The organism is Salmonella sp. 741265055_HSA, from assembly GCF_046569525.1.
In the GTDB taxonomy this organism is placed as follows: domain Bacteria; phylum Pseudomonadota; class Gammaproteobacteria; order Enterobacterales; family Enterobacteriaceae; genus Salmonella; species Salmonella enterica.
Genome location: NZ_JBKFSQ010000043.1, coordinates 1 through 25,309 on the forward strand (window position 1 = coordinate 1; position 25,309 = coordinate 25,309).

At 53.5% G+C, this 25,309-nt stretch carries 21 protein-coding genes and 1 pseudogene; 16 read left to right on the plus strand and 6 right to left on the minus strand.

The genetic code is table 11. The annotated features are described in order from the left end of the window. The 10 genes from ACLD4K_RS18995 to stfH all read left to right on the plus strand — a co-directional run. Positions 1-388: ATP-binding cassette domain-containing protein (locus ACLD4K_RS18995; protein ID WP_411012332.1), on the plus strand; the 388-nt coding region annotated here is incomplete at its 5' end. After that, positions 388-1,278: a Fe(3+)-hydroxamate ABC transporter substrate-binding protein FhuD gene (fhuD, locus tag ACLD4K_RS19000; protein WP_183060083.1), complete on the plus strand. Its 891-nt coding sequence runs from the start codon at positions 388-390 to the stop codon at positions 1,276-1,278. The genes ACLD4K_RS18995 and fhuD, both read left to right, overlap by 1 nt. 14 nt (positions 1,279-1,292) lie before the next feature. Beyond that, the gene (gene fhuB, locus ACLD4K_RS19005; RefSeq protein WP_411012341.1) at positions 1,293-3,332 is read left to right on the plus strand and encodes a Fe(3+)-hydroxamate ABC transporter permease FhuB; all 2,040 of its coding nucleotides are present in this window, start codon (positions 1,293-1,295) and stop codon (positions 3,330-3,332) included. A gap of 997 nt (positions 3,333-4,329) precedes the next feature. Further along, positions 4,330-4,890 carry a fimbrial major subunit StfA gene (gene stfA, locus ACLD4K_RS19010; protein ID WP_001090554.1) on the plus strand — a complete coding sequence of 187 codons (561 nt, stop codon included), beginning with the start codon at positions 4,330-4,332 and terminating at the stop codon, positions 4,888-4,890. Positions 4,891-4,975: 85 nt separating this feature from the next. Further along, positions 4,976-7,633 (plus strand): fimbrial biogenesis outer membrane usher protein, encoded by a 2,658-nt coding sequence (locus ACLD4K_RS19015; RefSeq protein ID WP_411012333.1) that lies wholly within the window; start codon positions 4,976-4,978, stop codon positions 7,631-7,633. A 17-nt stretch (positions 7,634-7,650) separates the two neighbouring features. Then, positions 7,651-8,403, plus strand: coding sequence for a fimbrial chaperone StfD (gene stfD, locus ACLD4K_RS19020; protein ID WP_183060085.1), 753 nt, complete (start codon positions 7,651-7,653; stop codon positions 8,401-8,403). 18 nt (positions 8,404-8,421) lie between these two features. Next, positions 8,422-8,934 carry a fimbrial protein gene (locus ACLD4K_RS19025; protein ID WP_183060086.1) on the plus strand — a complete coding sequence of 171 codons (513 nt, stop codon included), beginning with the start codon at positions 8,422-8,424 and terminating at the stop codon, positions 8,932-8,934. Then, positions 8,931-9,407: a fimbrial minor subunit StfF gene (gene stfF, locus ACLD4K_RS19030; RefSeq protein WP_023219280.1), complete on the plus strand. Its 477-nt coding sequence runs from the start codon at positions 8,931-8,933 to the stop codon at positions 9,405-9,407. Before ACLD4K_RS19025 ends, stfF begins: the two co-directional genes overlap by 4 nt. After that, entirely contained in the window at positions 9,407-9,937 is a 531-nt protein-coding gene (locus ACLD4K_RS19035) for a fimbrial protein (protein WP_411012334.1), read from the plus strand. Before stfF ends, ACLD4K_RS19035 begins: the two co-directional genes overlap by 1 nt. Further along, complete coding sequence (stfH, locus tag ACLD4K_RS19040; RefSeq protein ID WP_411012342.1) at positions 9,937-10,776, plus strand: fimbrial adhesin StfH; 840 nt, start codon at positions 9,937-9,939, stop codon at positions 10,774-10,776. The genes ACLD4K_RS19035 and stfH overlap by 1 nt, the downstream gene beginning before the upstream one ends. A gap of 94 nt (positions 10,777-10,870) precedes the next feature. On the opposite strand, the gene hemL is transcribed toward stfH, so the two are convergent. Next, on the minus strand, positions 10,871-12,151 hold the full coding sequence (hemL, locus tag ACLD4K_RS19045; RefSeq protein ID WP_411012335.1) for a glutamate-1-semialdehyde 2,1-aminomutase: 1,281 nt from the start codon (positions 12,149-12,151) through the stop codon (positions 10,871-10,873). A 169-nt stretch (positions 12,152-12,320) separates the two neighbouring features. Between hemL and clcA the strand changes: the two genes are divergently transcribed. Then, positions 12,321-13,742, plus strand: a complete 1,422-nt coding sequence (clcA, locus tag ACLD4K_RS19050; RefSeq protein WP_411012336.1) for a H(+)/Cl(-) exchange transporter ClcA — start codon at positions 12,321-12,323, stop codon at positions 13,740-13,742. 81 nt (positions 13,743-13,823) lie between these two features. Continuing rightward, a complete protein-coding gene (gene erpA, locus ACLD4K_RS19055; RefSeq protein ID WP_001278668.1) occupies positions 13,824-14,168 on the plus strand; it encodes an iron-sulfur cluster insertion protein ErpA in 345 nt (114 codons plus the stop codon). 100 nt (positions 14,169-14,268) lie between these two features. Here erpA and ACLD4K_RS19060 read toward each other — a convergent pair whose 3' ends face one another. The 3 genes from ACLD4K_RS19060 to mtnN are packed head-to-tail and all read right to left on the minus strand — an operon-like array spanning position 14,269 to position 16,420. Beyond that, positions 14,269-14,892: a TRIC cation channel family protein gene (locus tag ACLD4K_RS19060; RefSeq protein WP_000964234.1), complete on the minus strand. Its 624-nt coding sequence runs from the start codon at positions 14,890-14,892 to the stop codon at positions 14,269-14,271. 36 nt (positions 14,893-14,928) lie between these two features. Beyond that, positions 14,929-15,729, minus strand: coding sequence for a vitamin B12 ABC transporter substrate-binding protein BtuF (gene btuF, locus ACLD4K_RS19065; protein WP_411012337.1), 801 nt, complete (start codon positions 15,727-15,729; stop codon positions 14,929-14,931). Continuing rightward, on the minus strand, positions 15,722-16,420 hold the full coding sequence (gene mtnN, locus ACLD4K_RS19070; RefSeq protein ID WP_411012338.1) for a 5'-methylthioadenosine/S-adenosylhomocysteine nucleosidase: 699 nt from the start codon (positions 16,418-16,420) through the stop codon (positions 15,722-15,724). The genes btuF and mtnN overlap by 8 nt, the downstream gene beginning before the upstream one ends. An 84-nt stretch (positions 16,421-16,504) precedes the next feature. On the opposite strand from mtnN, the gene dgt reads away from it, so the two are divergent. The 3 genes from dgt to cdaR all read left to right on the plus strand — a co-directional run bounded on the left by dgt (position 16,505) and on the right by cdaR (position 20,889). After that, positions 16,505-18,022, plus strand: a complete 1,518-nt coding sequence (gene dgt, locus ACLD4K_RS19075; protein WP_000146450.1) for a dGTPase — start codon at positions 16,505-16,507, stop codon at positions 18,020-18,022. A 129-nt stretch (positions 18,023-18,151) separates the two neighbouring features. Further along, complete coding sequence (gene degP, locus ACLD4K_RS19080; RefSeq protein ID WP_000753958.1) at positions 18,152-19,579, plus strand: serine endoprotease DegP; 1,428 nt, start codon at positions 18,152-18,154, stop codon at positions 19,577-19,579. 152 nt (positions 19,580-19,731) lie between these two features. Further along, positions 19,732-20,889 (plus strand): DNA-binding transcriptional regulator CdaR, encoded by a 1,158-nt coding sequence (gene cdaR / locus ACLD4K_RS19085; RefSeq protein WP_000929420.1) that lies wholly within the window; start codon positions 19,732-19,734, stop codon positions 20,887-20,889. Positions 20,890-21,010: 121 nt separating this feature from the next. On the opposite strand, the gene ACLD4K_RS19090 is transcribed toward cdaR, so the two are convergent. Both ACLD4K_RS19090 and ACLD4K_RS19095 read right to left on the minus strand, forming a co-directional pair. Then, positions 21,011-23,980: a putative mucin/carbohydrate-binding domain-containing protein gene (locus ACLD4K_RS19090; RefSeq protein ID WP_411012339.1), complete on the minus strand. Its 2,970-nt coding sequence runs from the start codon at positions 23,978-23,980 to the stop codon at positions 21,011-21,013. A gap of 185 nt (positions 23,981-24,165) precedes the next feature. Continuing rightward, entirely contained in the window at positions 24,166-24,552 is a 387-nt protein-coding gene (locus ACLD4K_RS19095; protein ID WP_000272193.1) for a DUF3461 family protein, read from the minus strand. Between the two features lie 354 nt (positions 24,553-24,906). Here ACLD4K_RS19095 and ACLD4K_RS19100 point away from each other — a divergent pair. Then, positions 24,907-25,276 (plus strand): annotated as a pseudogene (locus ACLD4K_RS19100) (hypothetical protein); the annotation flags it as partial. Between the last annotated feature and the right edge of the window lie 33 nt (positions 25,277-25,309).

A 25,309-nucleotide genomic window follows, 5' to 3' on the forward strand; every position in this document is an offset into this window, starting at 1 on the left:
AAAGCCGCTGGCGCACCGTCTGGTCGATAGCCTGTCCGGTGGGGAACGCCAGCGCGCGTGGATTGCCATGCTGGTCGCGCAGGACAGCCGCTGTCTGCTGCTTGATGAACCAACCTCCGCGCTGGATATCGCCCATCAGGTTGACGTGCTGGCGCTGGTACATCGCTTAAGCCAGCAGCGCGGGCTGACGGTAGTTGCGGTGCTGCACGATATCAACATGGCGGCCCGCTACTGTGATTATTTAGTGGCGCTACGCGGCGGTGAAATGATTGCGCAAGGAACGCCTGCGGAACTGATGCGCAGTGACACTCTGGAGCAGATTTATGGCATCCCAATGGGTATTCTTCCGCATCCGGCGGGCGCCGCACCTGTGAGTTTTGTGTATTAATGCGTGACTTATATCCTCTTACTCGCCGCCGTTTATTAACGGCAATGGCGCTGTCGCCGCTGCTGTGGCAAATGAATACGGCGCAGGCTGCCGCTATCGATCCACGCCGGATTGTGGCGCTGGAGTGGCTGCCGGTAGAGCTGCTGCTGGCGCTGGGTATTACGCCTTATGGCGTGGCGGACGTGCCAAATTATAAGCTGTGGGTTAGCGAACCGCCGTTGCCGGATTCGGTGATTGATGTGGGTCTTCGCACTGAGCCCAATCTCGAACTGCTGACCGAAATGAAGCCGTCGTTTATGGTCTGGTCGGCAGGTTACGGACCCTCGCCGGAGAAACTGGCGCGGATCGCGCCGGGGCGCGGGTTCGATTTTAGCGACGGCAAAAAGCCGCTGGCGGTGGCCCGACGCTCGCTGGTTGAACTGGCGCAGACGCTGAATCTGGACACTGCGGCAGAAAAACATCTGGCGCAATACGATCGCTTCATCGCCAGCCAGAAGCCGCGTTTTATCCGCCGCGGGGGGCGTCCGTTACTGATGACGACGCTTATCGATCCGCGGCATATGCTGGTGCTCGGCCCGAATTGCCTGTTCCAGGAGGTGCTGGACGAGTATGGCATCGTCAATGCCTGGCAAGGTGAAACCAACTTTTGGGGCAGTACGGCGGTCAGTATCGATCGGCTGGCGATGTATAAAGAAGCGGATGTGATCTGCTTCGATCACGGGAATAGCACCGATATGAACGCGCTGATGGCAACGCCGCTGTGGCAGGCCATGCCGTTTGTCCGCGCCGGGCGTTTTCACCGGGTGCCCGCCGTTTGGTTCTATGGCGCGACCCTCTCCACGATGCATTTTGTCCGCATCCTGGATAATGCGCTGGGAGGCAAAGCGTGAGCAGAAAACGTGAAATGCCGGATGGCGGCGCGAAAAGCGCCTTATCCGACCTACGGTTCGGGCGCTTTGTAGGCCGGATAAGGCGAAGCCGCCATCCGGCGTTGCTGTTGTTGGCGCTGTTTGTTGCCGCCTGCTGGCTGACATGGGCTAACTTCTCCGTTGCGCTACCGCGCAGTCAGTGGCAACAGGCTATCTGGTCACCGGATATCGACATCATTGAGCAGATGATTTTTCATTACAGCCTGCTGCCAAGACTGGCGATTTCACTGCTGGTGGGTGCGGGACTTGGGCTGGTAGGCGTCCTGTTCCAGCAAGTATTACGTAACCCGTTGGCGGAACCGACCACGCTGGGCGTGGCGACCGGCGCGCAATTGGGGATCACGGTGACTACGCTATGGGCGATTCCCGGCGCGCTGGCGACGCAGTTTGCCGCCCTGACGGGAGCCTGTATCGTCGGCGCGCTGGTGTTCGGCGTGGCGTGGGGCAAACGCCTGTCGCCAGTGACCCTGATCCTCGCCGGGTTGGTGGTTAGCCTCTATTGTGGTGCAATCAACCAGTTACTGGTGATTTTCCACCACGATCAGTTGCAAAGCATGTTTTTATGGAGCACCGGAACGCTAACGCAAACCGACTGGAGCGGCGTGCAGCGTCTGTGGCCGCAGTTGCTGGGCGGTGTGATGCTCACGTTATTGTTGTTACGCCCGATGACGCTGATGGGGCTGGATGACGGCGTTGCGCGTAATCTGGGTCTGGCGCTGTCGTTAGCACGTCTGGCGGCGCTGTCGCTGGCGATTGTGTTGAGTGCGCTGCTGGTTAACGCGGTTGGGATTATCGGCTTTATCGGCCTGTTTGCACCGCTGCTGGCGAAAATGCTCGGTGCGCGTCGTTTGCTGGCGCGTCTGGTGCTGGCCCCGCTGATTGGTGCGTTGATCCTCTGGCTCTCCGACCAAATCATTCTGTGGTTGACTCGCGTATGGATGGAAGTCTCCACCGGTTCAGTGACGGCGCTAATCGGCGCGCCGCTGCTCCTGTGGCTGCTGCCGCGGCTTAAAAGCATGAGCGCGCCGGATATGAACGCCAGCGATCGTGTGGCGGCGGAACGTCGGCATGTCCTCATTTTTGTCGTTGCCGGTGGCGCGCTCCTGCTGCTGGCAACATGGGTCGCGCTCTCTTTTGGTCGCGACGCGCACGGCTGGACGTGGGCGAGCGGAACGCTGCTTGAGGAACTGATGCCGTGGCGCTGGCCGCGGATACTGGCGGCGTTAATGGCGGGCGTCATGCTGGCGGTGGCGGGCTGCATTATTCAGCGTCTGACTGGTAACCCAATGGCCAGTCCGGAAGTGCTGGGGATCAGTTCCGGAGCCGCGTTTGGCGTGGTATTGATGCTGTTTTTGGTGCCGGGGAATGCTTTCGGTTGGCTACTGCCTGCCGGAAGCCTGGGCGCGGCGGCGACACTGCTGATTATTATGATAGCCGCCGGGCGCGGCGGTTTCTCGCCGCAACGGATGTTGCTGGCGGGGATGGCGCTCAGCACCGCGTTTACCATGCTGCTAATGATGCTCCAGGCGAGCGGCGACCCGCGGATGGCGGAAGTGTTGACCTGGATCGCAGGATCTACCTATAACGCCACTGGCGGGCAGGTTACGCGAACCGCGATCGTAATGGTGATTTTGCTGGCAATTGTGCCGTTGTGTCGCCGCTGGTTAACGATTTTGCCTCTGGGCGGCGATGCCGCGCGCGCGGTGGGCATGGCGCTTACGCCGTCGCGTATCGCGCTGCTGGCGTTGGCGGCTTGTTTGACGGCAACCGCGACGATGACCATTGGGCCGCTGAGTTTCGTTGGACTGATGGCGCCGCATATTGCGCGGATGCTCGGTTTTCGCCGGACGATGCCGCATATGATCATCTCGGCGCTGGCAGGGGGTGTTTTATTGGTCTTTGCCGACTGGTGCGGCAGGATGGCGTTATTTCCGTATCAGATCCCGGCGGGATTATTGTCGACGTTTATTGGTGCCCCGTACTTTATCTATCTGCTAAGAAAGCAGAGCCGCTGAGGCTGACCCCTTTCATGTAGGCCGGATAAGACGCTTTGCGTCGACATCCGGCAATAAAAAAGGTTCATCGCATTTTACCGGGGAACGCTGCTTTGATTTTCAGCAAGAAGCAGGTGTTATTTCTGTATCGATAAGTCATGTGCTATTTCAGTGGCGCGTCGCTGTCTCCTGAACAGGGTGACTAACTTCAGCATATCCAGGCCCGAAACGTTGATGATAAATTGCGGCATGATCTATCCAATAATAAGAAGAATTACCGGTTTCGGTATTAAGCATTTTTAAATATTAAGATGTGGATGCCGCATCTTTAATGCATCTCGTAAATCAATTTTAATTTAATAATAAGTTTTCATTATAAAACTTCGATAATAAAATATTGTTTTTTTATGGAAATAATAAAAAACAACTCTATTAAAATAAATTAATTGCCACGAGTAAACAAAAAAAATGTAACTTAGCATTTTTTGATTTTTTTAATAGAATTTATACCAAAAATAAATCTTATGCATCATTGCTATACATTCAGTACTGTAATTCTGATCTTTTTTTATTCATTTTGACATGTTTATTGTTTTTTGGGCTCTCCCGTCTTGCTTCCTTTGTTTGTTTTTCGAACGGTAAAAAAATATTTATTATTTATTTCTGGTGATCCTTTAAATAAAAACACTTGTCTTTGGGTTTTTAATGGAAAATACTTCACCGCGCCTAAGGGATGTTATTTATTAACGTGTTGTTTGCTTCTTTTGAATGTTGTGCCGGGAATTTCATAACTCGTCATATAATATATACCCAAAATAATTCGAGTTGCTTAAAGGCGGCAAGGGAGTGAGTCCCCAGGAGCATAGATAACTATGTGACTGGGGTGAGTGAGCGTAGCCAACACATAAGCGACTTGAAGTATGAAGGGTATATATCTACTAATATAAACATGGGGTATTGAGTATAGCTCCGTGTGAATAGCGTAAAAATACTCACCAACTTTTAATAAGGATGAAAAATGAATACAGCAGTAAAAGCTGCGGTTGCCGCCGCACTGGTTATGGGTGTTTCCAGCTTTGCCAATGCTGCGGGTAGTAATACCGGTACCGTTACTTTCACCGGTACTATTGAAGATTCACCGTGTTCAATCGTGGTTGGCGACGAACACCAGACCGTTAACCTGGGCCATATCGGTACCGGTTCTCTGATGGGCGGTAAAGAATCTTCAAAAGTCGATTTCCATATCGGTCTGGAAAACTGCGCATTCACCACTGAGAAAGAAGCGTCTACCGTTTTCTCTGCCATCGGTAACGAATCCAGCGCTAATCCGGGCAGCGTTGCGCTGATGCGTATCGGTGGCGGCGAAATGGCGGGTTCCAGCATTGTCATCGGCAACCACCTGGGTTCTGCGATCAAATTGGGCGACGCTTACAGCGAAAACCTGACGATGAACGGCAGCGTTGCGGCGGCGAAACAGACTCTTAACTTCAAAGCTTGGGTGAAAGGCGATTCCGCTGCCACCACTATCGATACCGGCGAATTCAGCAGCACCGTAAACTTCACGATCAGCTATCTGTAAGTGAAATATTATCCTGCGGCAGTCTGCCGCAGGATAATGCTCAAAGTAAAAAAATAGATTATATATTTCAGGGATAGATTGTCTGATGGCTCACTATAAAAAATTTCGTCTGAGCACGCTTGCGGCCGTGGTGGGTATTGTTCTGGCTGTCGGTCCGGAAAATAGCTATGCGGAAGCGCCCATTCAATTTAATACCCGATTTCTTGATGTTAAAGATGATGCCAGCCTGGATCTCTCCCGTTTTTCCCGTAAAGGCTACATTATGCCGGGGAGCTATCATCTCCAGGTACTGGTCAATCAGAGTCAAATTGCCCAGGATAATGTTATTACGTATTCCGTTGATAATAACGATCCTGATAACACCTATCCCTGTTTATCGCCTGAACTGGTATCGCTGCTGGGGTTAAAACCTGAAATAGCAGATAAAATGATCTGGATAAATGCCGGTCAGTGTCTGCAACCAGAGCAACTGGAAGGGATGGAGACCCAAACGGATTTAAGCCAGTCAACGCTGGCGGTGATTATTCCGCAGGCGTATCTGGAATACAGCGATGAAGAGTGGGATCCACCTTCCCGCTGGGATGAAGGGATCCCCGGCGTGTTATTTGACTACAACGTTAACAGCCAGTGGCGACATGCTGAACATGATGACGGCGATGAATATGATATCAGCGGCAACGGCACGGTGGGTGCCAACCTCGGCGCGTGGCGTTTGCGCGCGGACTGGCAGGCTAACTATCGTCACGAAAATGACAGCGAAGATAAAGACAACTTTGGCTCCAGTTCCAAACAGAACTGGGACTGGAACCGCTATTACGCCTGGCGGGCGATCCCGCAGCTCCAGGCGCAGCTAACGCTGGGCGAAGGATCGCTGGAATCCGATATTTTCGACGGCTTTAACTATGTTGGCGGCAGCCTTATCACCGACGATCAGATGTTACCGCCTAATCTGCGCGGCTACGCCCCGGATATATCAGGCGTGGCGCGCACCAACGCCAAAGTCACCGTGACCCAGCGCGGGCGGGTGATTTATGAGTCGCAGGTCCCGGCGGGGCCGTTTCGCATTCAGGATATTAATGAAACGGTATCCGGCGATCTACACGTCAAAATTGAAGAACAAAGCGGTCAGGTGCAGGAATATGACGTCAGTACCGCCTCCATTCCGTTTCTGACCCGTCCCGGCCAGGTGCGCTACAAGTTGGCAGCCGGGCGACCGCAGGACTGGGATCACAATATGGAAGGCGGCTTTTTCACTTCAGCCGAAGCCTCCTGGGGGATTGCTAACGGCTGGTCGCTGTACGGCGGTGCCATCGGCGAGCAGGATTATCAGGCTCTGGCGTTAGGACTGGGGCGCGATCTGGCGCTGCTGGGCGCGTTTTCCATCGATGTCACCCATTCCCGTGCGACGCTGCCAGAGGGTAGCGCCTATGGCGACGGCACCATTCAGGGTAACTCGTTCCGTGCCAGCTACGCTAAAGATTTTGATGATATAGACAGCCGTCTGACGTTTGCTGGTTATCGCTTTTCCGAAGAAAACTACATGACGATGGACGAGTTTATCGATACGCATAATGACGATAACGATCGTCAGCGCACCGGCCACGATAAAGAGATGTATACCCTGACGTACAGCCAGAACTTTTCGGCAATAAACGTCAACGCCTATATCAACTACACCCATCGCACCTACTGGAATCAACCCAACCAGGACAGCTATAACCTGACGCTGTCGCACTATTTTGATGTCGGTGAGGTGCGCGGGATCAGTCTGTCGGTGAACGGTTTTCGCAACGAATATGACAATGAGCGTGATGACGGCGTGTACGTCTCGCTCAGTATTCCGTGGGGCAACAACCGCACGCTGAGTTACAACGGCTCCTTTAGCGATGACAACAACAGCAATCAGGTCGGCTATTACGAGCGCATTGACGATCGCAATAACTACCAGATCAACGCTGGCCGCGCGGATAACGGCGCGACTCTCGACGGCTACTACCGTCATCAAGCGAGCTATGCCGACATTGACGTCAGTGCGAACTATCAGGAAGGCGACTATACCTCCGGCGGGCTGAACATCCAGGGCGGCGCGACGCTGACTGCGAAAGGCGGGGCGCTGCACCGCACCAGCGTCAACGGCGGCTCGCGGCTGATGGTGGATGTCGGCGATGAAGCGAACGTACCCATCTCCGGCTACAGCACGCCGGTATATACCAACGCGTTTGGTAAAGCCGTCATTGTCGACGTCAACGACTACTACCGCAATCAGGTGAAAATCGACATTACCCAGTTGCCGGAAGACGCGGAAGCAACCCTCTCCATCGCTCAGGCGACCCTGACGGAAGGGGCGATCGGTTATCGCCGCATGGAGGTGCTCAGCGGTAAAAAAGCCATGGCCAGTATCCGCCTGCGCGATGGCGGCACGCCGCCCTTCGGCGCGGAGGTTTACAACAGTCGCCAGCAACAGTTAGGGATCGTAGGTGAAGACGGCAGCGTTTATCTGATCGGCATTAACCCCGGCGAGCGGTTGCAGGTGACATGGGAAGGTAAAACGCAGTGTGAAGCGGCGTTGCCCGATCCTCTGCCGGGCGATCTGTTTAGCGGCCTGCTGCTGCCGTGCATCGGCGACGCTTCATCACCTATGGCAACGCAGCCCGAAGAGAAACCATTACTCCAGCTTCATACACAGCGGCTGACGCCTTCAACGCAACCCGAAGCGCTCTCTTCTCGTTATCCAACACATTGATTCAGGAAATCGCATTCATGATGCCATTAAAACGTTATAACCTGGCTGCTGTTTTGCTGCTTTTGCTGGGCGGCTACGGTAGCGCTCAGGCCGCCATCGCGCCCGATCGCACCCGCCTGGTGTTTCGCGGCGAAGATAAATCGATAAGCGTCGATCTGAAAAACGCCAACAGCAAACTGCCCTATCTGGCGCAGTCCTGGGTGGAAGATGAGAAGGGCGCCAAAATCACCTCGCCTTTAATCGTCGTCCCGCCGGTCCAGCGCATTGAGCCGTCGGGAATCGGACAGGTCAAAATTCAGGGGATGCCGGCGCTGGCGTCGCTCCCCCAGGATCGGGAAACGCTTTTTTATTACAACGTGCGCGAAATTCCGCCGCAAAGCGACAAGCCCAATACGCTGCAAATTGCCCTGCAAACGCGCATCAAAGTTTTTTACCGCCCGCAGGCGCTATCGAAAATTGATATGCAGCATCCCTGGCAATACAAGATCACCCTTCAGCGTCAGGGCAATGGCTATCAGGTGAGCAATCCGACCGGTTACTACGTAGTGTTAAGCAACGCCAGTAGCCGCATGGACGGCACACCGGCCAGAGGCTTTAGCCCATTAGTGATTGCACCAAAAAGCAACGTGACGCTGGGAGGGGAAGCCAGTGAATTAGGTCGCTCGCCTGTGCTGACTTACGTCAACGATTATGGCGCGCGGTTACCGCTGATTTTTAACTGTACTGACAACAGTTGTGCGGTAGATGAAGCAAAAAGCAGAAAGTCGTAACCGACAAGGAGACGCAAGATGAGGCAATGGCGGTTACGGCTGGGCACAGTAACGTGTGCGGCCATGCTGAGTGCGGTCAGTATGCCGCTGGCAGCGGAAAGTAAGACGGTCAACATGACGCTGACGATAGTCGTTAATGCCGCACCGCCCTGTACCATTTCCGGTGGTGAGGTGGAATTTGGCAATGTGTTGACGACGAAAGTGGATGGGGTGAATTACCTGCAGGCGGTGGGCTATAGCCTGAGCTGTAACGGCAGAGTGAGTGATTACCTGAAGTTACAGATTCAGGGGAATGCGGTGACTATCAATGGCGAGTCGGTATTGCAAACTGATGTCGATGGATTGGGAATCCGTCTGCAAACCGCCACGGATGGCGCGCTGGTTTCACCTGGCAATACGCAATGGTTGTCATTTCAATACAGCGGTGGCAGCGGTCCGGCCATCGAGGCGATTCCTGTCAAAGATAATAGCGTAACGTTAACAGGTGGCGCGTTTAACGCAGGCGCTACGCTGGTGGTGGATTACCAATGAAAAAAATGGCTTTGATGGTATTAATAAGCAGCAGTTTTGCCGCGCAGTCGGCTGAGAATCTTAAGTTTCACGGTACGTTAATATCACCGCCGAATTGCACGATTAGCCATAATCAGACGATCGAAGTTAAGTTCGGTAACATGCTGATTAGTAAAATAGATGGCACGCGTTACGCACAGAATGTTCCGTATGAGATCACCTGTGATTCAGCGGTGCGCGACGATACGATGACAATGACCCTGACACTAAGCGGCTCTGTGACTGATTTTAATCCGGCGGCGATAAATACCAGCGTGGCGGGGCTGGGGATTGAACTTAGGCAAAACGACGAACCGTTTACGTTGGGGTCCACCATTACTGTAAATGAGCAGTCGGCACCTGTTCTGAAAGCCATACCGGTTAAAAAGAGCGGAGCCTCGCTGACAGAAGGCGACTTCGATGCGACGGCAACATTACAGGTGGATTATCAGTAATGGTTAAAAAACAGACGTTATTACACGGCGTGGCCTTCATCCTTTGGGGGGCGCTGATATTGCCGGTCTCAGCGGCAGATAATCTGCATTTTTCCGGTAGTCTGGTGGCCAGTCCTTGCACGCTCACGATGCAGGGGACGGGGATTGCCGAAGTCGATTTTTCGTCGCTTGAGAGTTCTGATTTCACTCCCGACAGCCAGTCTGCTCGTAAGCCTTTGGTGTTTGAACTCACGGATTGCGATTCGGCGCTGAGTAACGGGGTGCAGGTGACTTTCACTGGAACCGAAGCGACCGGAATGCGCGGTATCCTGGCCATCGATAGCCATTCAGGCGCTTCCGGGATCGGGATTGGTATTGAAACGCTATCCGGCGTTCCCGTGGGCATAAACGATGAAGAGGGTGCGATATTCACGCTGGTGACGGGGAATAACGCGCTAAGCCTGAATGCCTGGGTACAGCACCTTCCTGGCGAAGATCTGGTTCCGGGAACGTTCTTCGCAAGTGCACTGGTTACATTTGAGTATTTATGATGAAAATAATACGGGCTTTATTTTTGCTGCTGATTGCCGTTTATGGCAGTTCGGTAGTGGCCAAACCCATGCTGAAAGCGACGTTTTCAAGTACCACGATGTATTATGGTATTGGCCCTAATAGCGACAAATCTATTGTGGCGGAGGTGACGATAGCGACTCCGGAGGGAGTGTACTATGGCTCCTGGAACCTTTCGGGACATCGTAAAGGAGAAACGCTAACCGCAGACTCCTGGTCTGGGCCAGAACCTGCGCCGAAGGTTGTATTGAAGGATTTTGATAACACTGTTTCGCGATCTGCGTGCAAGAATCTTCCCTCGAACTGGAGGGGGTGTGGTTCTTTTACCCTGGAGATTACGGTACAAAGCGATGATTATGGTTGCCCCTGGCTGGCGTCGAGCCATATCGTTGCTACCACTTTTATCACTAACGAAACGTATTCCCCGCCGGATACGCGCAGCTCAGTTTGCCCGAAAGTTCCCGTTGATACTTTTGATATCTCCTGGGATGCGAACGTTTCGAAACAGAAAACAACCCTCATGCTTGATGCCACCGGTGGCACGGTGAATCGCACGTTACATACCTATTTGATGGAGGGGGGGAAACTTTGCGATGGCAGCAAATTTGACGACCGTGGCGCTTATTGCCGTTTTGTCTCATCGGGTATTACGCTCAATGTGCTGGGCTGCGACCAGTCGAGCGTCACGACCAGCGCCGTTGATCATCCGATAACCGATGTTGAACTTCATGATATTAATGTGTCGGTGAACACCAGCAACATTGGCTCCGGGCAATTCACGTCGACCTGTAGCTTCCAGTATATTATTGATGAGCTTTAGGGTGTTTGATGCGGTTCAGGCTAACCTGCGATGAACCAAAAAAAGCCGGGTGGCGGCTTCGCCTTACCCGGCCTACATTTCTGCACGTTCTCTTTTACAATTTCGCAAACACCCGACGCGCGGCGTCAATGGTATTATTAATGTCGTCCATGCTGTGTGCGACCGACATAAAACCCGCCTCAAACGCTGATGGCGCCAGATACACGCCTTCCTCCAGCATCAGGTGGAAGAAACGCTTAAAGCGTTCAACGTCGCACGCCATCACGTCCTGATAGCAGGTTACGTTCTCAGCGTCGGTGAAGAAAATCCCGAACATGCCGCCGACATGGTTAACCACCAGCGGAATATTCGCTTCTTCGGCAGCTTCCAGCAAACCTTCCGCCAGACGGGTGGTGAGCTCATCCAGCGTTTCATGAATGCCGGGCTGGGCGACTTCATTCAGGCAGGCAAAACCGGCCGCCATCGCAATCGGGTTGCCGGAAAGGGTGCCCGCCTGGTAAACCGGACCCGTCGGCGCCAGCGCATCCATTACATCGCGACGACCGCCAAACGCGCCTACCGGCATCCCGCCGCCGATGATTTTACCCAGACAGGTCAGGTCCGGCACGACGCCGTAGTAATCCTGGGCTCCGGCCAGCGCTACGCGAAAACCGGTCATCACTTCGTCGATAATCAGCAGCGCGCCGAACTCATCGCACAAGGCGCGCAGGCCGGGCAGGAATTCCGGCAGCGGCGGGACGCAGTTCATATTGCCCGCCACGGGTTCGACGATGATACAGGCGATTTCCTGCGGATATTGTTCAAACGCCGCGCGCACTGACGCCAGATCGTTATAAGTGCAGGTCAGCGTATGTTTCGCGAAATCGGCCGGCACGCCCGGCGAGTTCGGCTGGCCGAGCGTCAGCGCGCCAGAACCGGCTTTGACCAGCAGACAGTCTGCATGGCCGTGGTAGCAGCCTTCGAATTTGATAATCTTATCGCGGCCAGTAAAACCACGCGCCAGGCGAATAGCGCTCATGGTCGCTTCGGTACCGGAGTTCACCATGCGCACCATGTCCATGGTCGGCACCAGGTTGGTGACCAGTTCCGCCATTTTCACTTCCATTTCGGTTGGCGCGCCGAAGCTTAAACCACGCTCCGCAGCTTCGATCACCGCATTGCGGATAGCCGGATGGTTATGCCCCAGTACCATTGGCCCCCAGGAACCGACATAGTCGATATACGCTTTGCCATCGACATCGTACAGATACGCGCCGTCCGCTTTTTCGATAAACAGCGGAGTACCACCCACGCCAGTGAAGGCGCGAACAGGGGAGTTCACGCCGCCGGGGATCAGCTCGCGGGCCGCGCTATAGAGATTTTCAGACTTACTCATGGAAAGATTCCTGGTTCGTAGAAAAAGTGAATACCCGCTATTCTAAGTTATTCAGAGAAGGTTATGAAAGTTTTACGCATTTGAAACAATACGATTTGCAGGGGATTTTCGCGGCGTTGGCGAGTAGAATGCCGACTTTAGATTTGTATTACCAATTAATGATCTTCTGATGAAAACAGACACTTCCACCTTTTTAGCTCAGCACATTGTGCGCTTACGGCGCAGAGATCAGATTCGCCGGTTAATGCAGCGGGATAAAACGCCGCTGGCCATCCTGTTCATGGCGGCCGTTGTCGGCACGCTTACCGGACTGGTTGGCGTCGCCTTTGAAAAGGCGGTTTCCTGGGTACAAAACATGCGCATTGGCGCGCTGGTTCAAGTCGCGGACCATGCGTTTTTGCTGTGGCCGCTGGCGTTTATTCTCTCGGCGTTGCTGGCGATGGTCGGCTATTTCCTGGTGCGTAAATTTGCGCCGGAAGCCGGCGGATCGGGTATCCCGGAAATTGAAGGCGCGCTGGAGGAGTTACGTCCGGTGCGCTGGTGGCGCGTGTTGCCGGTGAAGTTTATCGGCGGGATGGGAACGTTGGGCGCAGGAATGGTATTAGGGCGCGAAGGGCCAACGGTGCAAATCGGGGGCAACCTGGGGCGCATGGTGCTGGATGTTTTTCGTATGCGCAGCGCCGAAGCGCGGCATACGTTGCTGGCGACCGGCGCGGCGGCGGGGCTCTCTGCGGCGTTTAACGCGCCGCTGGCGGGTATCCTGTTTATTATTGAAGAGATGCGCCCGCAGTTTCGCTACAACCTGATTTCGATTAAAGCGGTGTTTACCGGCGTCATCATGTCGAGCATTGTGTTCCGCATATTTAACGGTGAAGCGCCGATTATTGAAGTCGGCAAACTGTCTGATGCGCCGGTTAACACGCTGTGGTTATATCTTATCCTCGGCATTATTTTTGGCTGCGTCGGGCCGGTATTTAATTCGCTGGTGCTGCGTACCCAGGATATGTTTCAGCGCTTTCATGGCGGCGAAATTAAAAAATGGGTGCTAATGGGCGGCGCGATCGGCGGCCTGTGCGGTATTCTGGGGTTGATTGAGCCGGAAGCGGCAGGCGGCGGATTTAACCTTATTCCTATCGCCGCGGCAGGTAATTTTAGCGTCGGGCTACTGCTGTTCATCTTTATTACCCGGGTGGTCACGACGCTGCTTTGCTTTTCTTCCGGCGCGCCGGGGGGCATTTTCGCCCCGATGCTGGCGCTGGGAACGCTGCTTGGTACGGCCTTCGGTATGGCGGCGGCAGTGCTTTTTCCGCAGTATCACCTGGAGGCCGGTACCTTTGCGATTGCCGGGATGGGGGCGCTGATGGCGGCGTCGGTGCGCGCCCCGCTGACGGGGATTGTGCTGGTGCTGGAGATGACTGATAACTATCAGCTCATTTTGCCAATGATTATCACCTGTCTTGGCGCGACACTATTAGCCCAGTTTTTGGGCGGGAAACCGTTATACTCAACCATCCTGGCGCGCACTCTGGCGAAGCAGGATGCGGAACAGGCGGCGAAAAACCAGAATGCGCCTGCGGGCGAGAATACTTGAACGAATTACCAGGGTATTAGATAATGACTGCCAATATTGGGTGAAAATTTATCCAATTACCGATGTCGTTTGGAGCAAAATATGAGTGATGACGTAGCGCTGCCGCTGCAGTTTACCGACGCAGCAGCGAATAAAGTAAAAAGTCTTATCGCTGACGAAGATAACCCGAATCTGAAACTGCGCGTGTATATCACCGGCGGTGGTTGCAGCGGCTTCCAGTATGGTTTTACCTTTGACGATCAGGTTAACGAAGGGGATATGACCATCGAAAAACAGGGCGTTGGCCTGGTGGTTGACCCGATGAGTTTGCAGTATCTGGTGGGTGGTTCGGTCGATTATACCGAAGGCCTGGAAGGTTCCCGCTTCATTGTAACCAACCCGAATGCGAAAAGTACCTGCGGGTGTGGCTCTTCCTTCAGTATTTGATTGTTGTTCGTTGTGCCGGATGGCGACGCGAGCGTCTTATCCGGCCTACAGGAAAGATGTTCCAGGCCCGATAAGCGTAGCGCCATCGGGCAAAACAATATCAACGTCCGTTTTCATCCAGTGCAAACGTCGGCAATTTCAAATGCCAGCGAATGGCCGCCAGCCGAATAAACAGCGTGACGACCATACCCATCATGCTGGCGCTTTCCAGCGGTACTGAAAACGTATAAAACGCGGTAGCGTGAACAATCCCGCCGATAATACAGGCCGTGGCATAGATTTCGGTGCGTAGGATCATGGGGATCTCGCGTGCCAGAACATCGCGAATAATCCCGCCGCCGACGCCGGTAATCACGCCCATACAGACAGCCACTAATGGCCCTGTTTCAGCGAGGAAGGCTTTATTCACCCCAATGCCGACAAACACCGCCAGCCCGACCGCATCCAGTACCGGCAACATCCATTTCGGCAGACGTCTTGGCTGGCGAACCAGCAGGATGGTCAGCATACTGGTGACCATGGCGACGACCAAATCGGTAGGATCTTTAACCCAGAATACCGGGCCGTTATCCAGCGCCATATCGCGGATTGTCCCGCCGCCGACGGCAGTAACGACGCCGAGCACCAGGACGCCGAACGGGTCCATACGTAATTTCCCGGCCAGCAACACGCCAGAGATAGCAAATACAGCCGTGCCTACAATATCCAGCCAATAGACGAGCATTGTCGAATCCCCACTGGGAGCCTGGTAAGACAGGCTCTAATTCACCTGTGAAAGCGCATTACAGAGTTGTTTTGCGGCGAGGATAATACGCGGGCTTGCGCGTTCAAACCAGTCGCTGTTAAGCGGAATAACCGGAATTTTTAACAGGTTTCCCCAGTATTGTTCAATTTTGAGAATTTCGCCCGCTTTTCCGGCCACGATAATGGCCTGGGGATGCCTTGCCAACACCTGCTCACGGCTGACTTGCGGCCACGGCACGCGGCTGTCAGCAAAGACGTTTTCTCCACCGCAGGTTGTCAAAACCTGATGTTGAATAGACCCTTTACCACTGGTAAACAGAGGATTCATGCCAAACTGAAGAAAGACGCGCTTTTTAGCTTTACCGGCATACTCGGCGTTGAGCGCGGCGTACTCGTTTAGCAATGTCTGCGCTGCCTGCTGAGCCTTTTCCGGCTGCGGGCTCCAGGCGGCCAGTTGACGGAGCGCGTCGGCGATCTGTTCGATGGTTACCGCGTCTACCCACATGACCTTAATACCTAATGACGTCAGTTGGTTTACCTGGCGTTCCGCATTACCGCCGCGCCAGGCGACGACCAGATCCGGCTTCAGCGCCACAATGCGTTCCAGATTCATTCCCTGCCAGGTAGAGACCTGTTCTATTTTTTGCGCTTCGGGCGGGTAGTCGGAATAGCTACTGACGCCAACGGGCGTAATCCCGGCGGCAAAAGCAAGCTCCGTATTGGCGGGAGAGAGGGTAATGACGCGCGGCGCAGCGTAAAGCCACACCGGGAGCGTAAGCAGCAGGGCGACCAGCGCCCTGAATATTCGCTTAGCCATGCGCCAGTTTCTGTATCAGCGTTTCGACCATCAGAGTCGACTGTTTCGCCGCCACCGCGAGGAATTCGTCAAAGCTGAGGTGCGATTGCTGATCGGCCACGTCAGAGATAGCGCGTACCACCACGAACGGCACGTTGAAGTTATAGCAGACGTGTGCGATAGCGGTGGCTTCCATCTCTACGGCGACCGCGTCGGGGAAGTTATGCCGGATTTTTGCCAGCCCGACGGAACCGTTAATAAACGCGTCGCCGCTAACAATAAGGCCGCGTACCGCGTTCAGATTCAACTCCCTGATGCAGGATTCCGCGGCGGCGATCAGTTTGTCATCGGCCTTAAATCCGGCCGGACAGCCCGGTAATTGTCCGTATTCATAGCCGAAAGCAGTCACATCAGCATCGTGGTAACGCGCTTCGTCAGAGACGACGATATCGCCGACCTTCAGCGTGGACGCCAGACCGCCTGCGGAACCGGTATTGATGATCACGTCCGGCTTGCAGTGCTCCAGAAGCAACGTTGCGCCCAGCGCCGCCGCGACTTTACCGATACCGGATTTCAGCAATGCCACTTCGGTGCCGTTCAACTGGCCGGTGTAAATTTCGCAGCCGCCCAGCGTAATCGTCTGACGGTTGTCAATTTTGTCACGCAGCAGCGTAACTTCTTCTTCCATTGCGCCAATGATGCCGATTTTCATAGATTTACTCGCGATAAGTCAGTTTTGGGGGCATAGTTTATCATGCGCTTATGGGGAAGCGCATTTCTCAGGCGGGGAGAGGATATGGCATCGATCGATTTCCGAAATAAAATTAACTGGCATCGTCGTTATCGTTCACCGCAGGGCGTAAAGACGGAACATGAGATCCTGCGGATTTTTGAAAGCGATCGCGGGCGGATTATCAACTCTCCGGCTATACGCCGTTTGCAGCAAAAAACGCAGGTTTTCCCGCTGGAGCGCAATGCCGCGGTGCGTACTCGCCTGACGCATTCGATGGAGGTGCAGCAGGTAGGGCGTTATATCGCGAAAGAGATTTTAAGCCGCCTGAAAGAGCAAAACCGGCTGGAGGAGTACGGTCTGGATGCGCTGACCGGTCCCTTTGAAAGTATTGTGGAAATGGCCTGCCTGATGCACGACATCGGTAATCCGCCGTTCGGTCATTTTGGCGAGGCGGCGATCAATGACTGGTTTCGTCAGCGGCTGCATCCGGAAGATGCGGAAAGTCAGCCGCTCACGCATGATCGCTGTGTGGTTTCCTCGCTACGGTTACAGGAAGGCGAAGAAAATCTGAACGATATTCGCCGCAAGGTACGTCAGGATATCTGCCATTTTGAAGGCAATGCACAGGGAATTCGTCTGGTGCATACGCTCATGCGGATGAATCTTACCTGGGCGCAGGTTGGCGGAATTTTAAAATATACCCGTCCGGCATGGTGGCGAGGGCCGGTGCCGGATTCCCATCGCTATTTAATGAAGAAACCGGGCTATTATCTTTCTGAAGAGAAGTATATTGCGAGGTTACGTAAAGAACTTCAGTTAGCGCCTTACAGTCGCTTTCCATTAACGTGGATTATGGAAGCCGCAGATGATATTTCTTATTGTGTCGCCGATCTTGAAGACGCGGTAGAGAAAAGAATCTTTAGCGTTGAGCAGCTTTACCACCATTTATATCATGCGTGGGGCCACCATGAGAAGGATTCGCTGTTTGAGCTGGTGGTAGGAAATGCGTGGGAAAAATCACGCGCCAATACATTAAGCCGCAGTACCGAAGATCAGTTTTTTATGTATTTACGGGTAAATACATTAAATAAACTGGTGCCCTATGCCGCTCAGCGTTTTATTGATAATTTGCCGCAGATTTTTGCCGGTACCTTTAATCAGGCGCTGCTGGAAGATGCCAGCGGTTTTAGCCGCCTGCTTGAACTCTATAAGAATGTGGCGGTTGAACATGTGTTTAGCCATCCGGATGTAGAACAGCTTGAACTACAGGGATACCGGGTGATCAGCGGGTTATTAGATATCTATCAGCCGCTATTAAGCCTGTCGCTTAACGACTTTCGCGAGCTGGTGGAAAAAGAACGGTTGAAACGCTTCCCCATAGAATCGCGCTTATTTCAGAAACTTTCTACGCGCCATCGTTTGGCCTACGTGGAAGTCGTCAGTAAATTACCCACGGATTCGGCGGAGTACCCGGTGCTGGAATATTATTATCGCTGTCGGTTGATTCAGGATTATATCAGCGGGATGACTGACCTTTACGCATGGGATGAATATCGGCGTCTGATGGCGGTCGAACAGTAAATGGACTTTTGTAAAGATGGACAATAAATTTTTACTTTTTCCAGAAACTTTATTCCGGAACTTCGCGTTATAAAATGAATCTGACGTACACAGCAATTTTGCGTTACCTGTTAATCGAGATTGAAACACATGAAAAAAACCACATTAGCAATGAGTGCACTGGCTCTGAGTTTAGGTTTGGCATTGTCGCCTCTGTCTGCCACGGCGGCTGAAACGTCCTCTTCAGCAATGACTGCCCAGCAGATGCCAAGCCTGGCACCGATGCTCGAAAAAGTGATGCCATCGGTGGTCAGTATTAATGTAGAAGGTAGCACCACGGTGAATACGCCGCGTATGCCGCGTAATTTCCAGCAGTTCTTTGGCGATGACTCCCCGTTCTGCCAGGACGGTTCTCCGTTCCAGAATTCTCCGTTCTGCCAGGGCGGCGGTAACGGCGGCAACGGCGGTCAACAACAGAAATTCATGGCGCTGGGCTCCGGCGTAATTATTGACGCCGCGAAGGGGTACGTCGTCACCAACAACCACGTGGTTGATAACGCCAGCGTGATTAAAGTACAGCTTAGCGATGGGCGTAAATTCGATGCTAAAGTAGTAGGTAAAGATCCGCGTTCTGATATCGCGCTGATTCAAATTCAGAATCCGAAGAACCTGACGGCGATTAAGCTGGCGGACTCCGACGCGCTGCGCGTGGGGGATTATACCGTCGCTATTGGTAACCCGTTTGGTCTGGGCGAAACGGTGACGTCAGGTATCGTTTCGGCGCTGGGGCGTAGTGGCCTGAACGTAGAAAATTACGAGAACTTTATTCAGACCGACGCCGCGATTAACCGTGGTAACTCCGGCGGCGCACTGGTGAACCTGAACGGTGAGCTGATCGGTATTAACACCGCGATTCTGGCGCCGGACGGCGGCAACATCGGTATCGGTTTCGCTATCCCCAGTAACATGGTGAAAAACCTGACGTCGCAGATGGTGGAATACGGCCAGGTGAAACGCGGCGAACTGGGGATCATGGGGACTGAGCTGAATTCCGAATTGGCGAAAGCAATGAAAGTCGACGCCCAGCGTGGTGCGTTCGTCAGCCAGGTGATGCCGAATTCGTCCGCGGCGAAAGCGGGTATCAAAGCCGGGGATGTCATTACCTCGCTGAACGGTAAACCGATCAGCAGCTTTGCGGCGCTGCGCGCTCAGGTCGGCACTATGCCGGTCGGCAGCAAAATCAGCCTCGGTCTGCTGCGTGAAGGTAAAGCGATTACGGTTAATCTGGAACTGCAGCAGAGCAGCCAGAGTCAGGTTGATTCCAGCACCATCTTCAGCGGGATTGAAGGCGCTGAAATGAGCAATAAAGGCCAGGATAAAGGCGTTGTGGTGAGCAGCGTGAAAGCGAACTCACCCGCCGCGCAAATTGGCCTCAAAAAAGGCGATGTGATTATCGGCGCTAACCAGCAGCCGGTGAAAAATATCGCCGAGCTGCGTAAAATTCTCGACAGCAAGCCGTCGGTTCTGGCGCTGAATATTCAGCGTGGTGATAGTTCTATTTATTTGCTGATGCAGTAATCACCTTTGTCCCCCTTCCATCATGGAAGGGGGCAACACTTTTCTGTGAAACCCCCCACAACTCCATACTTATTTGCACCGTTTTGTGCATTTGCACAATGTCGAGACCTGTCATCTTCCTTATGCTTGTGCTCTGCTCACAGGAGGGATTTATGGCTGGCTGGCATCTTGATACCAAAATGGCGCAGGATATCGTGGCGCGCACTATGCGCATCATTGATACCAATATCAACGTAATGGATGCCCGCGGGCGCATTATCGGCAGCGGCGATCGGGAACGTATTGGTGAATTGCACGAAGGCGCGCTGTTAGTACTGTCGCAGGGCCGGGTTGTGGATATCGACGACGCCGTGGCGCGGCACCTGCACGGGGTACGTCAGGGGATTAATCTTCCCTTACGCCTTGAGGGCGAAATTGTCGGCGTGATCGGTCTTACCGGCGAACCAGAGCATCTGCGTAAATATGGCGAACTGGTGTGTATGACTGCCGAAATGATGCTGGAGCAGTCGCGGTTAATGCATCTTTTGGCGCAGGATAGCCGTTTGCGTGAAGAGCTGGTGATGAACCTGATTCAGGCCGAAGAAAATACGCCGGCGCTGGTGGAATGGGCGCAGCGTTTGGGGATCGATTTGAACCAGCCGCGTGTGGCGGCAGTGGTGGAAGTCGACAGCGGCCAGCTTGGCGTCGATAGCGCAATGGCGGAACTTCAGCAGTTGCAGAATGCGCTTACCACGCCGGAGCGTAATAACCTGATAGCCATTGTTTCTCTCACCGAGATGGTGGTGCTCAAACCCGCCTTAAACTCCTTTGGTCGCTGGGATGCTGAAGATCATCGTAAGCGCGTAGAGCAGCTTATCTCGCGAATGAAAGAGAATGGTCAGCTACGTTTTCGCGTGGCGCTGGGCAATTACTTTACCGGGCCGGGCAGTATTGCACGCTCATACCGCACGGCGCGCACCACGATGATGGTCGGCAAACAGCGGATGCCAGAGAGCCGCAGCTATTTTTATCAGGATTTGATGCTGCCGGTTCTGTTAGATAGCCTGCGTGGCGGCTGGCAGGCCAATGAACTGGCGCGCCCGCTGGTAAAACTCAAAGCGATGGATAACAACGGGCTATTACGTCGGACGCTGACGGCGTGGTTTCGCCATAATGTCCAGCCGCTGGCGACCTCTAAGGCGCTGTTTATTCATCGTAACACGCTGGAATATCGGCTAAATCGTATTTCGGAACTGACCGGGCTGGATTTGGGAAATTTTGACGATCGGCTGTTGCTGTATGTGGCGCTACAATTGGATGAACAGCGTTAAGCCCGGCGGCGCTTCGCTGACCAGACCAGGGAAATTGGGCGAAGTGGTAGGCCGGATTAGGCAAAGCAGCCATCCGACAATGTAATCTCACAGCGCCCGAAGACGCTGTGATGGGGTGGGGTTAATTCGTGGTCAGGCGCTGCAATCCCCGCGCCGTGACCTGCCAGATCACGTGTTGCGGCTGCGGCCAGCTTTCGCCATTGAGCGGGTTGCGGATAACCGACTGGTCTGCGCCCTCGGCATGAAAGACCTCAATCGTATAATCCTCATCCAGCCCGCAGACGTCAGTATAGCCGCCAAGCTGCACCGAACCTTTTATCGACTGACGGTAAACCACCGTACCGCGCGTATTATAAATCGTCACTGCCGCATATTCCGTTGCGAAGTCGCTATGCGGCGCAATTGGGTATGCGGTAAAGATAAATTGTTGCGCACGGATGTCTATTTCCATACTGGCAAAACCATTTTCTTCCTTGCCAATAAGCTGCCAGCTGAATTTATCGCCATATAATGCGGCAGCATCGGAGGTATTTTTCTCTTCCGTTTGTTCCGGTGAGTCTACCTCCAGCCCATCGCTCACCACGCGCCAGCGGTTGTGTTTTTTCAGCGTGACGTTTTGCCCGGTCGTTTCATTAATGGCGCTGCAACGGTAAGGTTCGTCATGGAAGAGCTCAATGTACATTCCCGCTTGCAAAACAACCGTATCGCTATCGGCTGAATAGTGGGTGATGCCATCATAATGACGGCTATAGATAACCTCGCCGGACTCCTCCTTCACCGTGAGCGTGCTGTATGTCGCGGTATAGTAAGGATGAGGCTGCCCGGCCTGTGTTTCTATTGTCATGCGCTGTTGCCGATTATCGTAAGCAAGCTGGCAAAACGTTCTGTCGCCTTGTCCGCGTAACTGCAACGTCACGCCTTTACCGATGCCTTCGCCCGGCTCGCTGTTATCCGCCGGCAGCACATCAACGCTGTCGCGCATTAACGCGCTACGGGTCGGCTCTTCAATGTGGGAGAGCATCAGCCAGAGATCGTTTTTGCAAGCGGCATAAGGTTGCGCCATTAATAAAGGGCAGGCGCGGATAGCATCTGCGCGATGGCTGAACATAGCCTGGAGATCTGCGACAGGATCGTTGTTGAGCGAAAAATGATAAAGCCCTTCGCTATCAAGACGCAGTAACTGATATTTCGTCGACGAGACCAATGTCAGATAGCCCGGCGAGGCTTTCAGGCGGCCAGGCTCGGCATGATAAAGATAAAGGTGGTAGTGGTCGCTAAACGGCACCACAATTTTTCCGGTGGCGCAGTTTGTTCCGTTCATCTTACGTTCAAAAACCTTTTCGCCGCTGGCGGTTAACACCGTTATGCTGGCGTATAACGTATTCGCGAAGTAGCTGTGCGGCGTGGCGTTCGTGATATCCAGAACTAATTGTCTGGCCTCATGATCCACGGCTAAACGGGCGAAGGGCATGTCACCGTAGCCGAGGAAAATCAACTGCTCGTTATGCGCGGCGCTGTCCTGCAAGGCGGTGAAATTAACGGTAAGTGCGTTTTCCCCTTCGCGGATAACCACATAGTCCGTGTCCGGGCGGTATTTCTGCGATCGCCCTTTGGGCAGGGTGAGATGGTAAATGCCAATGGGCAGGGGCGTTAACGTGAGTGTACTGTCGTTGACGGGCAATGTATACGTGCTGCCGGCGTTGTCGTGTAGCGTTAAGGCGCGTCCATAAAGTTGCTCCGGCCGATCGATATTCAGCGTTAGCGTGAGCGTTCCCGTTTTGTTCAGCGCCGCCAGCTCGGCGTTTTCAACCAGCCAGACAAAAGAGTCCAGCCCCAACTGCTGGCGCGCGCTTTCCCATTCGCGCTCCGGCAGCAGATCGTAAAGCGGCCAGACGGGTTTTACCGCCTGTGCGGCGATCTGCTCGCGGGTGAACGCATCGACCGGTAAGCCGCACAGCTGAATAAACGGCGCGACGTCATAACCTGAGGCTGTGGCGATGGCGTCCGCCAGCAGATCGGTCAGGCGATGCTCGCAGGGCAAAAAGTTTTCGTCAGCACCCAGCTCGCGGTAGTTCTGGTTAAACACCCGGAAGGCTTCTGTTCCGCCTTTAAATAACATCAGCATCAGAAATTGCAGGCGGGGGCGGACGCCCCAGGCGCTAACCGGCGTGCGATTCCGCAGATGGGTAATGAATTGCAACTCCTGCTCAGACTGCCGCCCGTAATTGTAGAGCCAGCCGTCGGTATAAAGATGGTTCCCCTGGTTCAGGTTAAGCTGCTGGAAAAACGCGGCGTAAATGTTGTTCCACACCTCACCGACTGGCAGGTCGACGTCATTCATAAAGACGCCCTGATAGCCGTGACCGATTTCATGCAGAATCGTCCACTGCGTGGCGACACTATCGATCCACCCCTGGCTTAATGTTGCAGCCGTTTGCGCGCACCACCAGGGGAGATAATAAGCCGCGCCGACGCCGTGTTTATCCGCTTTAATAAAATAGCGGTTAGCGACATTTTGATTCAGCGGCGAAGCAGGGCTATCGCTGAGACCAGTCCAGTCATTATAGGCGTCGATCACTCGCGTATAGTACGCATCCAGCGCGGTGATACCGGCGTTGATGACATTAGCGCGATCCGCCCAGGGCAGCAGAAAACGCACGCGGTCCAGTTCCAGCAGGGCAAAAGGCGACGCCTGTTCTTCCCAGGTCTGGAAAAAAGCGTCTTCGGATTGCCCCTTACGCCAGTGTGGCAAATTTTTATTGCTGGTTGGCTGTCGGTAGATCACCGAAAACTCGCCGCCCTGCGCAAAAAAGAGGGTATCAATAAAGGGAACGGAATCGACCGTTGTGCTGATCGTTTGCCAGTTGCCGTTCAGCGTAAGCGATTTCTCACACGCTGAGTCATTGCACAGCAGACGGAGTCTGGCGTTACCGGCGTTGTTATTTGGCTGGCGGATTTGCAACTGCGTATTCGCTGGCAGAATAAATCCCAGCGCCTGGCGGTCGTGCTCGCGCCCCTTTTCAAATTTGATGTTATCCAGTCCGGGGGCCGCAGGCAGCGAATAACATGTTAGCGTGATTTCCTGAGTCATATAACCTCCATAAATAGGGAGGATGAACATAGCTTTTTATTTTTATTAATAAATACAGCAGGATAACGAAATGATATGTATTGAGCCGCTGTGAGGCATAGTGATGAAAAATGGTGGTAGCCGTGAGGCGGATGAGAGGGAGCAGCAGAGTGAGAGGGGCCCGAAATGAAGCCCCGGCAGCTTTTTTATTTGCGGGTAAGCTTGTCCAGATCGGCTTCGATTTCACTGATCTTATTCGCGACGACGCTTTCCAGGTGGCGCAAGTCGTCGAGGATCTTACGCTTGAGATCGAGTTCTGAGCGGTCGCGCTGGCAGATTTGGTCCAGCTCGTCAATCACATAGCGTAGGTTAGGGCTAATCTCCTGTACTTCTTTATAACCCTGACCGATGCCATCGGCCACCACCGTTTTACGCTGGCGTGGATACTTAAACTTCACGCTTTTAGCAAAGAATTCACCTCTATCCTTTTGAAAATAGATTTTCAGGATATCGTTATTGGCTTCTTGCCGCAGGCTGTAACGATCGATTTCCTCAGGATTGGTAATGCCCAGACTTTTTAGATTGTCATACATAGCGGTATCCTTCATCACACTATAACTTTTGAATAATTAACGAAAAGTTGGTTTTTCGCCACCAATGGATACAAAAAAAGCGCGGTTGATCGCAGAAGACGTCTCGGCAACGTAATGAGTAAAAGGGCGGTGGTTATTGATAGTTTAAGTAATTCAACGCGATATTCCGTTTATAGAGAAAGCGTTTGAGGTCAGTGTGAGAAATTGACCGGAGGTAGCGGTCGATAACCTTGGGAGGCGGAGTCTATGTCCGGAACGTATAATGCGACTATTCGCCGGGTGGTGATTTCCGCCTGGACAGGAAGCTCCATTGAATATTATGATTTTCTATTATATGGCCTGGCAAGCGCGCTGGTATTTGGCGCGCTTTTTGCCGCGGCAATGGCTTTTCCCTTTTTCTGGCTGCTGGAAAGCCGTTCGCTCATACTGATGACAATGGGCTACGTTCTGCTTATTAACATTGGTCATAATTCACTGAATGCCGTGCAACCTTCTTTTTTCGCCGGACTGTTTCATCCGCCTGTACGCTACAGCGGTTCATCAATTGGCGCTCAGTTGGGGGCGGTTGTGGCAGGGGGGATTCACGCCGTTTATCGCTAAAGCGTTAAGTGCAGTCTATGATAACAGTTGGACTTTGGTTGCCGGTTATGTCGTTTTGACTGCGTTGGCTTCGGCGTTTGCGGCAAAGATTGCGCCGGAAACCGTGTTACCGCATTCGCCGTAATGCAAAGGGGGCTGTCGCCCCCGCTTTTCACTC